General features: G+C 69.9%; 18 protein-coding genes. 10 read left to right on the top strand and 8 right to left on the bottom strand.

Going from position 1 to position 14,289, the window contains the following annotated elements:
- Positions 1-6: 6 nt before the first annotated feature.
- Positions 7-678, top strand: a complete 672-nt coding sequence (locus tag E7742_RS12555; protein WP_137799245.1) for a TetR/AcrR family transcriptional regulator — start codon at positions 7-9, stop codon at positions 676-678.
- 74 nt (positions 679-752) lie between these two features.
- On the opposite strand, the gene E7742_RS12560 is transcribed toward E7742_RS12555, so the two are convergent.
- Both E7742_RS12560 and E7742_RS12565 read right to left on the bottom strand, forming a co-directional pair.
- Entirely contained in the window at positions 753-986 is a 234-nt protein-coding gene (locus tag E7742_RS12560) for a DUF3107 domain-containing protein (protein ID WP_175420613.1), read from the bottom strand.
- 115 nt (positions 987-1,101) lie between these two features.
- On the bottom strand, positions 1,102-1,782 hold the full coding sequence (locus tag E7742_RS12565) for a ferritin-like fold-containing protein (protein ID WP_137799247.1): 681 nt from the start codon (positions 1,780-1,782) through the stop codon (positions 1,102-1,104).
- Between the two features lie 381 nt (positions 1,783-2,163).
- Between E7742_RS12565 and E7742_RS12570 the strand changes: the two genes are divergently transcribed.
- The 3 genes from E7742_RS12570 to E7742_RS12580 all read left to right on the top strand — a co-directional run bounded on the left by E7742_RS12570 (position 2,164) and on the right by E7742_RS12580 (position 6,355).
- Positions 2,164-3,798, top strand: a complete 1,635-nt coding sequence (locus E7742_RS12570; protein ID WP_137799248.1) for a DEAD/DEAH box helicase — start codon at positions 2,164-2,166, stop codon at positions 3,796-3,798.
- A gap of 30 nt (positions 3,799-3,828) precedes the next feature.
- Positions 3,829-5,037, top strand: a complete 1,209-nt coding sequence (locus E7742_RS12575; protein ID WP_137799249.1) for an Rv3212 family protein — start codon at positions 3,829-3,831, stop codon at positions 5,035-5,037.
- 82 nt (positions 5,038-5,119) lie between these two features.
- Positions 5,120-6,355: an amidohydrolase gene (locus tag E7742_RS12580; RefSeq protein WP_137799250.1), complete on the top strand. Its 1,236-nt coding sequence runs from the start codon at positions 5,120-5,122 to the stop codon at positions 6,353-6,355.
- 12 nt (positions 6,356-6,367) lie between these two features.
- On the opposite strand, the gene E7742_RS12585 is transcribed toward E7742_RS12580, so the two are convergent.
- Positions 6,368-7,171 (bottom strand): ParA family protein, encoded by an 804-nt coding sequence (locus E7742_RS12585; protein ID WP_137799251.1) that lies wholly within the window; start codon positions 7,169-7,171, stop codon positions 6,368-6,370.
- Positions 7,172-7,237: 66 nt separating this feature from the next.
- On the opposite strand from E7742_RS12585, the gene E7742_RS12590 reads away from it, so the two are divergent.
- Together E7742_RS12590 and E7742_RS12595 are read left to right on the top strand one after the other, a co-directional pair.
- Positions 7,238-7,840: an acid phosphatase gene (locus E7742_RS12590; protein WP_137799252.1), complete on the top strand. Its 603-nt coding sequence runs from the start codon at positions 7,238-7,240 to the stop codon at positions 7,838-7,840.
- Complete coding sequence (locus tag E7742_RS12595) at positions 7,837-8,370, top strand: GNAT family N-acetyltransferase (RefSeq protein WP_137799253.1); 534 nt, start codon at positions 7,837-7,839, stop codon at positions 8,368-8,370. Before E7742_RS12590 ends, E7742_RS12595 begins: the two co-directional genes overlap by 4 nt.
- Here the strand turns inward: E7742_RS12595 and E7742_RS12600 are convergent.
- The gene (locus E7742_RS12600; protein WP_137799254.1) at positions 8,334-8,762 is read right to left on the bottom strand and encodes a hypothetical protein; all 429 of its coding nucleotides are present in this window, start codon (positions 8,760-8,762) and stop codon (positions 8,334-8,336) included. The two genes, E7742_RS12595 and E7742_RS12600, sit on opposite strands and share 37 nt — an antisense overlap.
- Before the next feature lie 45 nt (positions 8,763-8,807).
- On the opposite strand from E7742_RS12600, the gene E7742_RS12605 reads away from it, so the two are divergent.
- A complete protein-coding gene (locus tag E7742_RS12605) occupies positions 8,808-9,764 on the top strand; it encodes a diacylglycerol/lipid kinase family protein (protein ID WP_137799255.1) in 957 nt (318 codons plus the stop codon).
- Between the two features lie 321 nt (positions 9,765-10,085).
- Complete coding sequence (locus E7742_RS12610; protein ID WP_127914467.1) at positions 10,086-10,340, top strand: WhiB family transcriptional regulator; 255 nt, start codon at positions 10,086-10,088, stop codon at positions 10,338-10,340.
- Positions 10,341-10,449: 109 nt separating this feature from the next.
- Here E7742_RS12610 and E7742_RS12615 read toward each other — a convergent pair whose 3' ends face one another.
- Together E7742_RS12615 and E7742_RS12620 are read right to left on the bottom strand one after the other, a co-directional pair.
- Positions 10,450-11,964, bottom strand: a complete 1,515-nt coding sequence (locus E7742_RS12615) for a sensor histidine kinase (protein WP_137799256.1) — start codon at positions 11,962-11,964, stop codon at positions 10,450-10,452.
- 28 nt (positions 11,965-11,992) lie between these two features.
- The gene (locus tag E7742_RS12620) at positions 11,993-12,208 is read right to left on the bottom strand and encodes a biotin/lipoyl-binding carrier protein (RefSeq protein WP_137799257.1); all 216 of its coding nucleotides are present in this window, start codon (positions 12,206-12,208) and stop codon (positions 11,993-11,995) included.
- Between the two features lie 108 nt (positions 12,209-12,316).
- Here E7742_RS12620 and E7742_RS23880 point away from each other — a divergent pair, with 108 nt between their 5' ends.
- Complete coding sequence (locus E7742_RS23880) at positions 12,317-12,391, top strand: 50S ribosomal protein bL37 (RefSeq protein WP_022597109.1); 75 nt, start codon at positions 12,317-12,319, stop codon at positions 12,389-12,391.
- Between the two features lie 84 nt (positions 12,392-12,475).
- On the opposite strand, the gene rsrA is transcribed toward E7742_RS23880, so the two are convergent.
- Both rsrA and E7742_RS12630 read right to left on the bottom strand, forming a co-directional pair.
- Positions 12,476-12,775, bottom strand: coding sequence for a mycothiol system anti-sigma-R factor (gene rsrA, locus E7742_RS12625; RefSeq protein WP_137799258.1), 300 nt, complete (start codon positions 12,773-12,775; stop codon positions 12,476-12,478).
- On the bottom strand, positions 12,772-13,440 hold the full coding sequence (locus tag E7742_RS12630) for a sigma-70 family RNA polymerase sigma factor (protein WP_175420477.1): 669 nt from the start codon (positions 13,438-13,440) through the stop codon (positions 12,772-12,774). The genes rsrA and E7742_RS12630 overlap by 4 nt, the downstream gene beginning before the upstream one ends.
- 278 nt (positions 13,441-13,718) lie before the next feature.
- On the opposite strand from E7742_RS12630, the gene ybaK reads away from it, so the two are divergent.
- A complete protein-coding gene (gene ybaK / locus E7742_RS12635; protein ID WP_137799259.1) occupies positions 13,719-14,213 on the top strand; it encodes a Cys-tRNA(Pro) deacylase in 495 nt (164 codons plus the stop codon).
- The last annotated feature ends 76 nt before the right edge of the window (positions 14,214-14,289 follow it).

Here is a 14,289-nt window from a genome sequence, read left to right on the forward strand (position 1 = left end):
AGCGACATGACCGAACTCGCGGATCGGACACAATCCGATCGCGCCGCCACGACCTCGAACGGTCAGGGCGCCCGCCGCAGCACCCGGTTGCCCCGCGACGCGCGGCGCCTCCAGCTGCTCGCGGCAGCCAGCGAGGTCTTCGTCAGCCGCGGTTACCACGCCGCCGGGATGGACGAGATCGCGGAGTGTGCCGGCGTCAGCAAGCCGGTGCTCTACCAGCACTTCCCCGGCAAGCTCGAGCTGTACGTGGCGGTCCTGCAGAGCTACGTCGACACCCTGATCTCGGGTGTCCGGCAGGCGCTGCGCTCGACCACCGACAACCGGCAGCGGGTCCGCGCCGCGGTGCAGGCGTTCTTCGACTTCGTCGACACCGACACCCAGGGGTTCCGGCTGGTCTTCGAGTCCGACCTGATGGGTGAACCGCAGGTGCAGCGCCGCGTCGAGCAGGCCACCGAGGCGTGTGTGGACGCGGTGTTCGACCTGGTCGCGCACGACTCGGGCCTCGACCCGTACCGCGCGCGCATCCTCGCCGTGGGCCTGGTGGGCACCAGCCAGTTCACCGCCCGGTACTGGCTCGAGGCCGCCCGCCCCATCCCCAAGGAAGAGGCCGTCGACACGACGGTCGCGCTGGCCTGGGGCGGCCTGTCCCACGTGCCGTTGCACGCCGAGACGAAGTAGGCGCCGAAACGAGAACAGGGGCGTGCAGTCCGGGAAAACCCGGGACTGCACGCCCCTCGTCGTTGCTCTCGGTTCTAGCTCGTGGGCGCGAACCCGACCTTGCGGCTGTCCGACGGCCCGAGTTCCACGTACGTGATCCGGCTCGCCTGGATCAGGAACTTGCGCTCCTTCTCGTCGACGAGGGCGAGAACGCCGTTCGCCTGTCCGCTGAGCGCGTCCGTCACCAGCGCCTCCACCTCGTCGGCCGACTGCGGGCTGTTGACGACGAGCTCACGCGGGCTGTCAGTTACACCGATCTTGACCTCCACGGTCAACCTCCGAACTCTCCGAGCGCTTTCAGCTGTCTCGGCCAGATTAGTGCAGCAGCGTGCGGGTCAGCCCGCTCGCACGCTGTGCTGAGAGCGAACAGCCCGCCGGCCCGTGTCACACCAGGCCCAGCACCGCCATCCGCTCGGCGTGCTTGGCCTGCATGTTGTCGAACAGCGCCGCGACCCCGTTGAGACTGCCGGTCGCAGTCATGACCAGGTCCGTGAGGACCTCCCGCTGCGCCAGCACGAACTGCGCCTGGGTGATGGCCTCGCCGAGCAACCGTCGGCCCCACAGCATCAGCCGGTCCTTCTCGGTCTTGCTGGCGCTCACCACCGCGCGGACCTCGTGGACGACGAACTCCGAGTGCCCGACCTCGGCGAGGACCTCGCGGACGGTGCCGCCGACCGCCGGGTCGAGCGAGTGCGCGATCTCGCGGTAGAAATCCGCGGCGATACCGTCTCCCACGTACGCCTTGACCAGCGATTCCAGCCACGTCGAGGGGTCGGTGGACGCGTGGTAGGCGTCGAGCGCGCGCACGAACGGCTCCATGGCCGAGTAGACCTCGAGGCCCCGCTCGGTGAGCGCGTTCTGCAGCATCTCGAAGTGCGCCATCTCAGCGGCCGCCATACTGGCGAACGCGACCCGTCCCTGCAGCGTGGGGGCCATCCGTGCGTCCTCGGCCAGCCGGTAGAACGCCGAGATCTCGCCGTACGCGAGCACCGCGAACAGCTCTGCCACCCCCGGGTGATCGGCGGCGATGGTCGGCACGGACGACGTTGGCGAATCGGCTCCCATGGGGGCACAGCCTAATCCGTGCCCGGCCCCGCCCACCTCGCCGGACGCGACACGACGGTGATATTTGCCATTCCCCCGCGCTGTTCGATCGTTACGCCCGCTACAATTGCGTCGGGAGACCGTAGTTGCATACACGGTTCGTGATTGCGGAACGGATGCCCCGAACCGGAATTCGAACACGATTCGAGCCATTCGAACGCGAACCGGACGCGAATCTCCCCAAGATGATGTGCGCGCACCTGATCGACGGCGCCCACCGATGCTCGCCGAGACCGACACGGTCTCCGCGCTGATGCAATGGCCCGACACGACGGCCCGGTGGTCCCGACGCAAGAGGGCATCGACATCGGCCGAGTCCCGGCCGGGCCCCTTACCTCGTGCGTGCGTGCCGATACGAGGAAGGCCAGTTCCCTGAGCAAGATCACGATCGACCACGAAGACAGCAACCACGCCGCGACCGAGACGACGCTCTCGGCCCAGCTGGACACCACCCACACCCCGCCCACGTTCGCCGAGCTGGGCGTCCGCGACGAGATCGTCCGGGCCCTCGGTGAGATCGGCATCGAACGCACCTTCGCCATCCAGGAGCTGACGCTCCCGCTGGCGCTCGCCGGCGACGACCTCATCGGTCAGGCCCGCACCGGCATGGGCAAGACGTTCGGCTTCGGCATTCCGCTCCTGCACCGGGTCTCCACCGCAGACTCCGGCACCACTCCGCTCGACGGCACTCCCCGCGCCCTCGTCATCGTCCCCACGCGTGAGCTGTGCATCCAGGTGACCCAGGACCTGGAGAACGCCGCCAAGTACCTGAAGGCCGGGAAGAAGCCGCTGCAGGTGCTCTCGATCTACGGCGGTCGCCCGTACGAGCAGCAGATCGACGTGCTCCGCAAGGGCGTCGACGTCGTCGTCGGCACCCCGGGCCGTCTGCTCGACCTCGCCAACCAGGGTCACCTGATCCTCGGCAAGGTCGGCGTCCTCGTCCTCGACGAGGCCGACGAGATGCTCGACCTCGGGTTCCTGCCCGACATCGAGCGCATTCTCGGCATGGTTCCCGACCGTCGCCAGACGATGCTGTTCTCGGCCACCATGCCGGGCCCCATCATCACGCTGGCGCGCACCTTCCTGACGCAGCCGACGCACATCCGCGCCGAGGAGCCGGATTCGTCCGCCGTCCACGAGCGGACCACCCAGCACATCTACCGTGCGCACGCGCTCGACAAGGCCGAGATGGTCGCCCGCGTGCTGCAGGCCGAGGGCCGCGGCGCCACGATGATCTTCACCCGCACCAAGCGCACCGCGCAGAAGGTCGCCGACGACCTCAACGAGCGCGGCTTCAAGGTCGGTGCCGTGCACGGCGACCTCGGCCAGATCGCCCGCGAGAAGGCGCTCGCCGGCTTCCGCAGCGGCAAGGTGGACGTGCTGGTGGCCACCGACGTCGCGGCCCGCGGCATCGACATCGACGACGTCACCCACGTCATCAACTACCAGTGCCCCGAGGACGAGAAGACCTACGTGCACCGCATCGGCCGCACCGGCCGTGCGGGCCGCACCGGCACCGCGATCACCCTGGTCGACTGGGACGACGTTCCGCGCTGGCAGCTGATCGACAAGGCCCTCGCGCTGGGCGTGCCGGATCCGGTCGAGACCTACTCGAGCTCGCCGCACCTGTACGAGGACCTGGGGATCCCGGCCGACGCCAAGGGTACGATCCGCAAGCCGCGCGCCGAGCGTCCCGCCGAGGACGGCGCGGCCCCCGCGAAGAACGACGAGAAGTCCGCTCCCAAGCGTGACCGGGTCCGCCGCCGCACGCGGGGCGGCAAGACCGGAGCGGCCGCCGAGGGCGCCGCGACCGGCACCGGGCAGCAGGCCGCCGCCGACAGCGCACCCACGGCCGGACCGGCCACCGACGAGTCGTCGACCGCACCGCGCCGCCGCCGCCGGCGTCGCCGTTCGGGCGCCGCAGCGTCCGGTCAGCCCGAATCCGCGCCGGTGAGCGTGGCCGCGGCGGCCGAGTAGGCCCGCACCGGTCCGGGTAATCTGCCACTCGTGCTGGCACCCGAGCGTCGTACCCGCCTGGACGTCGCGGTCGCCGCGGCCATCGCGATCGTCGTCGCGGTGGCCGTGGCCGTCGTCTGGTTCCGGAGCGACGCCCGGGGAACCACCTCGATCACCGCGGACGTCCCGGCCGCCGAGGCCGCCCCGGCCGCGGCGCCGCCGGACTCGCTGTCCCAGATCTGGCGCGCCTCCAGTGCCGCGACGTCGGCGCCCGTGGTCGCCGGCGGCGCCGTCGTCACCGCCGAGGGCGGTACCGTCACCGGCCGAGACCGCACGACCGGCGCCGAACTCTGGCGCTATCAGCGGAACATGCCGCTGTGCGGCACCATCGGCGCGTGGGGCACCGCGGTCGCCGCCTACCGCGACCAGCGCGGGTGCAGCCAGGTCACGCAACTCGACGGCGCGTCCGGGGCACGCAAGGCCCAGCGCTCCAGCGACGCCGACGACGAGGTCACGCTCTCCTCCGACGGCACGTACGTCGTCTCCCGCGGCGCGACCCGGATGGAGTTGTGGCGTTCGGACCTCGTGCGCACGCTCGAGTTCGGGCGCGTCGACGCCCCCGTCAACGCGGGCAAGCAGCCCCGTCCCGGATGCGACCTCGACTCGGCCGCGGCCGGCGGCACCCGGGTGTCGGTGCTGCTGAGCTGCCCCGACGATCCCGGACCTCGCCTCACCGTGCTCGACGCGGCGCCCAAGGACAACCAGGAACCCAAGGAATTCGGGTCGAGTGTCGTGGGCGCCCGCGGGTCCGGTGCCCGACTCATCGCGGCGTCGGGCGACCGCACCGCCGTGTACCTGCCCGCCGGTCCGGCCGGCGGCCAGCGGATCGCGGTCTACGACGGCACCGGCACCGAGGTCGCGTCGCATCCGGTCACCGGGCCGGTGACCGCCGACGCCACCGCCGCCCGCAACGGCGGGGTGTTCACGTGGTGGACCGGGTCGGAGTTGATCGCGCTCTCGACCAGCGAGTTGGCGCCGCGCTGGACGGCGGCCGCCGGCGCACTCGGCCCCGGCACCATCATGGCGGGTTCACTGCTCGTCCCGATGCCCGACGGCATCGCGGTCCTCGACCCCACGAACGGCGCCCCGCAGCGGCGCATCCCCTTCACCCGCGACGACGTCACCGGTCCCGTCGCGACCGCCGTCGTCGGCGACGTCGTGCTCGAACAGCGCGGTGACGAGGTCGTCGCGCTCCGCTGATCCGGCGGTGCCGGTGACCGTCGGCCCGTACGCTGAGACCGTAGGCTGACCGCAATCGTCTCCGACCGACCGAGGTTGCGTCATGGCACCCAGCGACTCGTCGACTTCGCCGTCCTGGCTCGCGGACTTCTACCGCGATCTGCATCGCCACCCCGAACTGTCGTTCGCCGAGACGCGCACCGCGCGGCGGATAGCCGACAGGCTGGTCGAGTGGGGCATCGACACCACGACGGGCGTCGGCGGTACCGGTGTGGTGGGACTCGTCCGCAACGGCGACGGACCCACCGTGCTCCTGCGCGCCGACATGGATGCGCTCCCGGTCGAAGAGAAGACGGGACTGCCCTACGCCAGCACCGCCCGCGGAACCGACCCGGACGGCAACGACGTTGCGGTGGCACACGCGTGCGGTCACGACATGCACGTGACCTGTCTGCTGGGCGCCCTGCAGGAGCTGACGAGTGACAAGTCCTCGTGGTCGGGCACCGTGCTGGCGGTGTTCCAGCCGGCCGAGGAACTCGGATCCGGATCGCAAGCGATGGTCGACGACGGGCTGTTCGACCGGTTCGGCACACCCGATGTGGTTCTGGGGCAACATGTTGCCCCGCTCCCGGCCGGAATGCTGGCCGCGCACCCCGGCCCGGCGTTCGCGGGCGCCGACTCGCTGCAGGTGGTCCTGCACGGCACCGGATCGCACGGGTCGATGCCGGAGCAGTCCGTCGATCCGGTGGTCATGGCCGCCGCGACGGTGATGCGTCTGCAGACGGTGGTCTCGCGCACCGTCGCGGCCACCGAGACCGTCGTGGTCACCGTGGGCGCACTGCAGGCCGGCACCAAAGCCAACGTGATTCCCGACCGCGCCGAGCTGAAACTCAACATCCGCACGTACGACGCCGACGTGCGGACCCGCGTGCTCGACACGATCACCCGGATCGTCGAGGCGGAGGCCCGGGCGTCCGATGCTCCTGCGACACCGGAGATTTCGACGATCGACACGTTCCCGGTCCTGGTCAACGACGCCGATACGGTCGCCCGGACCGTCGCGGCGCTGCGCAGCCGGTTCGGCGCGGACAAGGTCGTCGATCCGGGGCCCGGAGCGGCCAGCGAGGACGTCGGCGTGTTCGCCACGGCGTCGGGCGCACCGATCTGTTACTGGATCCTCGGCGGCGCGGACCCCGAGATCTTCGCGAAGGCGGCCGCGGACGGCACCACACCGGACCTGCCGCCCAATCACTCGCCGTACTACGCCCCGGTGATCGAGCCCACCGTCACGGTCGGGATCACCGCGCTGGTGACCGCCGCCCGCGAATGGCTGAACTGAGCGCGACCGCAGTCAGGACGTGCCCTCGTACGGCGAAAACGTGGCCAGTTCGGCCTCCCCGGACCAGTACGCCGAAAGATTCTGTGCCAGCATGCGATACGCCTCGCCACCCTTGTTCTTGCGGCCGGCCAGGACCGTGGCCCCCGAGGCCGACGCCTCGGCGAAGCGCACGGTGCGCGGAATCGGTGGCGCGAGAACCGGAAGGTCGTAGCGGTCCGAGACGTCCGAGAGCACGTCCCGACTGTGGGTCGTGCGGGCGTCGTACAGCGTGGGCAGCGCCCCCAACAGAACCAGGTCGGGATTGGTGATCTGCTGCACCTCGGAGACGGTGCGCAGCAGCTGCCCCACCCCGCGGTGCGCCAACGTCTCGCACTGCAGCGGTACCAGCACCTGCTGCGCCGCGGTGAGTCCGTTAAGCGTGAGCACCCCCAGCGACGGCGGGCAGTCGACGAGGACGACGTCGACGTCGTCGAGGAGCGGCGCGAGGGCCCGCTTCAACGTGAACTCCCGCCCCGGGCGCATCAGCAGCAGCGCCTCCGACCCGGCCAGGTCGATCGTGGCCGGCAGGAGCGTCACCCCCTCGCTCGTCTCGAGCAGCACGTCCTTCGCCGGCACGTCTCCCGTGAGCACGTCGTGCACCGACGCGTCGAGACGATCGGGGTTGTGCCCCAACGAGAACGTCAGACATCCCTGCGGATCGAGGTCGACCACGAGCACCCGTCGACCGAGGTCGACGAGGGCGGCCCCCAACGAGGCGACCGTCGTGGTCTTGGCTACCCCACCCTTTTGATTCGCTACAGCCAGTACCGTCGTCACGGCGTCGATCCTTGCGCACTCGAGGCCCGAACGCGAGGGTTCCGGGTCACCCGGCATGATGAATCCATGACCACACCCGACCGTCGGCTCGTCCTGCTGAGGCACGGAGAAACGGAGTGGGCCAGGCTCGGTCGGCACACCGGCACGACGGAGGTGCCCCTCACCGAGCGCGGCACCGAGCAGGCCCGCGCGGCCGGGACGCTGCTGGCCGACCTGGGACTACGCGACCCGCTGGTCGTCACGAGCCCGCGTCGTCGGGCGCACGTCACGGCGGCACTCGCCGGACTCGTCGGCGATCGACGGTGGGACGCCCTCGGCGAGTGGGACTACGGCGAGTACGAGGGACTGACCACACCGCAGATCCGGGAACTGGTTCCGCACTGGACCGTGTGGACGCACCCCTGTCCGGGCGGTGAGACCCACGAGATGGTGACCTCCCGCGCCGACATGGTCGTCCACACGTGCGAGGCCGCACTGGCCGACCGGGACGTGGTCCTGGTGGGGCACGGGCACTTCTCCCGCGCCCTCATCGCCCGCTGGATCGAGCAGCCCGTCTCCGAGGGACGCCGCGTCCTGCTCTCCCCCGCCGCGCACACCGTGTTGAGCTACGAGCACGGCTTCCGCACCATCGTCACCCACAACGTCACCCCGAAAGCAGGTGTGGAGTGAGCTCCGCCCAGTCCGCCGTCATCCGCCGCGCCACGCCCGCCGACGTCGAGGCCGTCACCGGTCTCGTCTACGAACTCGCGGAGTACGAGAAGGCGCGCCACGAGTGCACCGTGGTGCCCGCCCAGCTCGAGGCGGCGCTGTTCGGCCCCGACCCGGCGGTGTTCGCACACGTCGTGGAGGTCGTCACGGATTCGGGTCCGCAGGTGGTGGGGACGGCGATCTGGTTCCGCAACTTCTCGACCTGGGACGGGGTCCACGGCATCTACCTGGAGGACCTCTACGTCACCCCCGCGCACCGCGGCGCGGGCTACGGCACGGCGCTGCTGGCGACGCTCGCCGCCGAATGCGTCGCACACGGCTACACCCGGCTGGCGTGGTCGGTCCTGAACTGGAACACCCCGTCGATCGGGTTCTACGAATCACTCGGTGCCGACGCGCAGGACGAGTGGACCACCTACCGCCTCAGCGGGGACGCGCTCGCGGCGCTGGCCTCTCAGTCCTCGTCGGACGGGGCGTCCGGCGCGCCGTAGCCGGCCGCCATCCACCGCGACGTGCTGCCGGAGAAGAGGAGCACGAGGGCGCCGACGACGACGATGCCGAGCAGGATGCCGTAGATCACCCGGTGCGACGTGAAGATGTACCAGGTCACGGGCAGGAGCAGCAGCTGCGCCACCAGCGCGATGGTCCGGCCCCAGCGGTGACCGAGGAACAGGGCCACGCCGGCCGCCAGCACCGCGCCGCCCAGGATCGCGAACCACGCCGCGGTCCCGTAGCCGTTGACGACGCTCTGATCGGCGCCCGTCAGGCCGCGCACGACCAGGACGAGGGTGAACCCCACCGCGATCGCACCCTCGAGCGCGACGAGGGCACCGGCCCCGCGGACCGTGCTGGGAATCGGGGTGGACGCAGGCTGGTTCGACACGCAGCCAGCCTATACACCGCCGAGACCCGGCTAGGCTGATGCCCCGTGCGCGCGCTGCTGATCGTCAATCCCAACGCCACCTCCACCACGCCTGCGGGGCGTGACCTGCTCGCGCACGCGTTGTCGAGCCGCGTGCGACTGACGGTGGCGCACACGACGCACCGGGGGCACGCCGCCGAACTGGCCGCTCAGGCCCGCGCCGACAGCATCGCGCTGATCATCGTCCACGGCGGCGACGGCACCGTGAACGAGGTCGTCAACGGACTGCTCGGCGAACCGCACCCCAAGTCGATGCGGACGGTCCCGGCCGGGCCGATCCCGCTCGTCGCGGTGGTGCCGGGCGGGTCGGCCAACGTGTTCGCGCGCTCGCTCGGAATCGCGCCGGATCCGGTGGACGCCACGAATCAGCTGATCGACCTGCTCGCGCTGCGCCGTCGTCGGACGATCGGCCTGGGCCACTGCGACAACCGCTGGTTCACCTTCAACGCGGGCATGGGCCTCGACGCGCAGGTGTGCGAGGCCGTCGACACCGGCCGCAGCAACGGTCAGGCAGTCACCCCGGGACGGTACGTGCGGCACGCGGTGCGCGCCTTCTTCCGGGCCCGCCGCGAAGACCCGACGCTGACCGTGCACGTCCCCGGCCACGACCCGGTGGACGGCGTCCACTACGCCTTCGTGTCGAACTCCACGCCGTGGACGTACCTGAACAGGCGTGAGGTGCACACGAATCCGGGCACGAGCTTCGAGACGGGGCTCGGACTCTTCGCCATGCGGACGATGCGCGTCCTTCCCAGTTTGCGTGTCGTTCGTCAACTACTTGCCGCCGGATTATCGCCCAAATCACATTCATTGATTCGATTCGACGACGTTTCCCATATCCGAATCCGTGCCACCGCTCCGATCGGACTGCAAATGGACGGCGACTATATCGGCGTCCGATCCGATGTGACATTCACCGCGGTGGCCGACGCACTCACCGTGGTCGCACCGCCGGCGCACTGAGCCGGATCCACCGGCTTCTATCCCGAATCGAACGCTCGATTGGGCGTTTCCAACCGTCCGTTCGGCTGCACCGTTGACCAGTTTGCCCAGATGGCGTGCGCATACCCGCAGGTGGGTGTACAAAGGACAGGGGCCCAGGAAGGGCAACCTAACCGAGTGAGCTTCCCCACGGTGTCGCCGGTTTCTATTGACTTCCCCAGGGTTCGTGAAAGCATTCACAAGTAACAGTGCTGAAACTTCCGAGTAAGCACCCGTGAACTTGTGAATACATAACGGTGCGTCGCGCACCGACGTTCGCACCCACGTTTAAGGAGTAGAAGGATGGACTGGCGCCACAAGGCAATCTGTCGCGACGAGGACCCCGAACTGTTCTTCCCGGTGGGAAACAGCGGCCCGGCCCTCGCGCAGATCGCTGATGCCAAGGTGGTGTGCAACCGGTGCCCCGTGACCGCGGAGTGCCTGTCGTGGGCTCTCGAGTCCGGTCAGGACGCGGGCGTCTGGGGCGGCATGAGCGAGGACGAGCGTCGCGCCCTCAAGCGCCGTAACGCTCGCACCCGCGCGCGCACCGCTGTCTGATCTCCACGGTCGACCACGAAGGCCCGGCACCGCAAGGTGCCGGGCCTTCGTCGTTCGACGGTGTCGTCGGGGGCGCAGTCGAAAACCGGTGTGGTCGAACGGGCGCCGATCAGGAGCGCGGGGCGCGCCGGCCCAGCGGCACCCGGAGCACCGCGTCGGTGCCGCCGTCCGGGGACGGGTGCAATCCCAGCGAGCCGCCGAGTTCGGCGTCGACGAGCGTGCGCACGATCTGCAGGCCCAGGCGGTCCGACTTCTCGAGGCTGAACCCCTCGGGCAGCCCGCGCCCGTCGTCGTGGATCACGACGTCGAGCCAGCGCGCGGACCGGTCCGCGCGCAGGTACACGGTTCCGGGCAGGCCCGGATCGAAAGCGTGCTCGATCGCGTTCTGGACCAGCTCGGTCAGCACCATCACCAGAGGCGTGGCCCGTTCGGCGGCGAACACCCCGAGGCTGCCCTCGCGCCGGATCTGGATGGGCATGTTGACCGACGCGACGTCCGCCAGGATCGGCACCAGCCGATCGACGAGCTCGTCGAGATCGACCTCCTCGTCCACCGACATCGACAGCGTCTCGTGGACCAGCGCGATGGAGGTCACGCGGCGCACGGATTCGCTCAGTGCCTGCCGCGCCTCCTCGTTCCCGGTGCGGCGGGCCTGCAGCCGCAGCAGCGCCGCCACCGTCTGCAGGTTGTTCTTCACCCGGTGGTGGATCTCGCGGATCGTCGCGTCCTTGCTGAGCAGGGCGCGGTCCCGGCGTTTGACCTCGGTGACGTCGCGGATCACGACCGCGGCGCCGACGACGGTGCCGTGGGGCTTGAGCACCAGCGCCCGCAACAGCACGATCGCGCCGCGGGCCTCGATTTCCATGCGGTGCCCGAGGCGGCCGGCGACGGTGCCACTGATGTAGTCGGCGACTTCCTGGGACTCGAACGGATCGGTGATGAGCGAGTGCGTCGTGGCCGCCAGATCCTTGCCCACCAGGTCGGTGTTGAGACCCATCCGGTGGTACGCCGAGAGCGCGTTGGGGCTCGCGTACACGACCCGCCCCTGCGGATCGAGGCGGATGAAGCCGTCGCCCGCACGGGGACTCGAATTGGTGTCCGACCGCGATTCCGGATTGGGGAACGTGCCCTCGCTGATCATCTGGCACAGGTCGGCCGCGCAGTCGAGGTAGGCGATCTCGAGGGGACTCTGCGCCCGTTGCTGGGCGAGGTTGGTGTCGCGGCTCAGGACCGCGATGACCTCGCCGTCACAGCGCACGGGCACGGCCTCGCGGCGCAGCGGGGTCCCGCCCCGCCACTCGTGGTCCACCTCGGTGACGATCTCGCCGTCGAGCAGGGCCCGGAGTACCTGCGGGTGCTCCGACTCGGACACCACCGATCCGACGGCGTCCTCGGGGAAGGCGGTAGACGCGGTGGTGGGCCGGCACTGCGCGACGCACACCACCGAGCCCGGCTCGGCGTCGGCGTCACCGTCGTCGTGGCGTTCGGTCGCCACCCACAGCAGGATGTCGGCGAAGGACAGGTCCGCGAGCAACTGCCATTCGCCCACCACCTGCTGCAGGTGATCGACCGCGTTTCCCGGGAGGTCGGTGTGCTCGGCGAGCAGGTCGCTCAGCGTCGACATGTGCCAGGCTCCGAATCGCAGGTCGGGGTCAGCCGATGGTGGCGATCAGGTCGCCCTGCTGGATGACGTCGCCCACCTTCACGTCGACGGAGGTCACCTTGCCCGCGACCTCCGCGAGGACCGGGATTTCCATCTTCATCGACTCGAGGATCACGAGGGTGTCTCCCTCGACGACTTCCTCGCCTGCGCTCACAACCACCTGGTAGACGGTCGAAACCATCTCGGCGCGCACATCTTCTGCCACCTGGCACCTCACTCTTCGCGGACGGTCGCGGACCAGCCAATGGAACCACAGCCAACCACACGTGAAACACTAGGACGAACTCGAGTTCGAACACAGAAGGAGCTACTCATGGGTAAGCGTGGTCGTAAGAAGCGCAGCCGCAAGGGCAACGCCGCCAACCACGGCAAGCGTCCCAACGCCTGAGGCGCACGACGTACGAATCGGGGGCCGACAAGCACATCGCTTGTCGGCCCCCGATGTCGTTCGCGAGCATCCGCCGGGTGGCGGTCAGTCGTCGGCATCCCGATCGACCACCAGGTCGGTCTCGGTGAGGATGACGGTGCGCCGGATCTCGATGGACAGGCGCTCGCGCAGCCCGGCCGGGGCGTGCTCGCCGCCGCACTTGCGCCCGATGAGCTTCTTGACCTTCGCCTCGATCCCGTACGCCTCGAAGCACGCGCCGCAGTGCTCGAGGTGCTGCTCGATGCGGGCACGCGACTGCTCGTCGCACTCGCGGTCGAGGAGGAGCCACACGTCGGCGATCACCGCCGAGCAGTCCAGTTGCTCGAATTCGTTCTCCCCGTTCACCGGGTAACCTCCTGCTCCGCTGCACCGCTGCGCTCGGCCGCGTCGACGGCACCCTTGCGGTTGAATCCACGTTCCCGGGCGACGTCGGCCAGGAGTCCGCGCAACTGCTTGCGCCCCCGATGCAGCCGCGACATCACGGTGCCGATGGGCGTACCCATGATCTCCGCGATCTCCTTGTACGGAAATCCCTCGACGTCGGCGTAGTAGACGGCCATCCGGAACTCCTCGGGAAGTTCCTGCAACGCCGCCTTGATGTCGTCGTCGGGCAGGGCGTCGAGCGCCTCGACCTCCGCCGACCGCAGGCCGGTCGACGAGTGCTCGGCCGTCGCGGCGAGCTGCCAGTCGGTGATCTCGTCGGTCGGATACTGCGCCGGTTGACGCTGCTTCTTGCGGTAGGAGTTGATGTAGGTGTTGGTGAGGATCCGGTAGAGCCACGCCTTGAGGTTGGTTCCCTCCTTGAAGGAGCGGAACGCCGAGTACGCCTTGACGTACGTCTCCTGCACCAGGTCCTCGGCGTCGGCCGGGTTGCGCGTCATCCGCAACGCAGCACCGTACAGCTGATCGAGGAGCGGCAGCGCGTCGCGCTCGAACCGCTCGGTCAGCAGGTCGTCGGGCTCCGGCCCGTCACCCCCGGGACCGCTCCCGGGTTCGTGGTCGCCTCGCACGCTGGTCCCTTCGCTCGCCGTAGGGGTCAAGGCTACCGCCAAGCCGGCCGCCGCGACCGGGTGCGATCCGGTCACCGGTCGGACCTCGCCCACCGGACGAACACGTTCTGGGCACAACACGGGCACGAACCACTCCCTTCGCCGATGCAGCTCTCGGCACGGTTCAACAGCCGACGTCCGCGGTCTGTTCCCGGTGCCGGTGACCGTCGGCGCCGGGGTGGGGTGCCCGGCCCGACCGGGCGATCGGCCCCCGGTCGCGCCGTGGCAGAGTCGTCGGCATGGCCGGAACCTCGACTCCCGCAACGAAGCTGCTCGACAACGAGAAGGTGCCGCACCGGATCCACGCGTACGACCACGACGCGCGGGCGGCGTCGTACGGCGACGAGGCCGTCGATTCGTTGGCCGGTCAGCTCGGGGTGGAGCCGGCGCAGATCCTCAAGACCCTCGTGATCAAGACCGACGCGGGCAAGCTCGCGGTCGCGGTGCTGCCGGTGCCGTCGAAGCTCTCGCTCAAGGCGGCCGCCGCCGCGATCGGTGCGGGCAAGGCCACCATGGCCGAGCAGGCCGACGCCGAACGCTCGACCGGGTACGTGCTCGGCGGGATCTCCCCGCTCGGCCAGCGCAAGCGGCTGCCCACCGTGATCGACGCCACAGCCCTCGGCTGGGACCGGGTGCTGTGCAGCGCGGGCCGCCGCGGACTCGAGATCGAGGTGGCGCCGCAGGATCTGGTGCGGCTCACCGGCGCCGTCGTCGCCGAGATCACTGCCGGTTGAGCCGACTGGGCGGGCCGCGGCGGAATCTGCGGCGGGCTTCGACTGTTGCCCCCGGGGAAGACTCTTCGACGAACGA

The sequence above is a fragment of the Rhodococcus sp. SGAir0479 genome (genome assembly GCF_005484805.1).
GTDB lineage: Bacteria > Actinomycetota > Actinomycetes > Mycobacteriales > Mycobacteriaceae > Prescottella.

Excerpts from the sequence above, each read along its gene's own strand:
- E7742_RS12555 (WP_137799245.1), top strand. The coding sequence starts at position 7 with ATGACCGAACTCGCGGATCGGACACAATCCGATCGCGCCGCCACGACC.
- E7742_RS12565 (WP_137799247.1), bottom strand. The coding sequence starts at position 1,782 with ATGGGAGCCGATTCGCCAACGTCGTCCGTGCCGACCATCGCCGCCGAT.
- E7742_RS12580 (WP_137799250.1), top strand. The coding sequence starts at position 5,120 with ATGGCACCCAGCGACTCGTCGACTTCGCCGTCCTGGCTCGCGGACTTC.
- E7742_RS12590 (WP_137799252.1), top strand. The coding sequence starts at position 7,238 with ATGACCACACCCGACCGTCGGCTCGTCCTGCTGAGGCACGGAGAAACG.
- E7742_RS12610 (WP_127914467.1), top strand. The coding sequence starts at position 10,086 with ATGGACTGGCGCCACAAGGCAATCTGTCGCGACGAGGACCCCGAACTG.
- E7742_RS12615 (WP_137799256.1), bottom strand. The coding sequence starts at position 11,964 with ATGTCGACGCTGAGCGACCTGCTCGCCGAGCACACCGACCTCCCGGGA.
- ybaK (WP_137799259.1), top strand. The coding sequence starts at position 13,719 with ATGGCCGGAACCTCGACTCCCGCAACGAAGCTGCTCGACAACGAGAAG.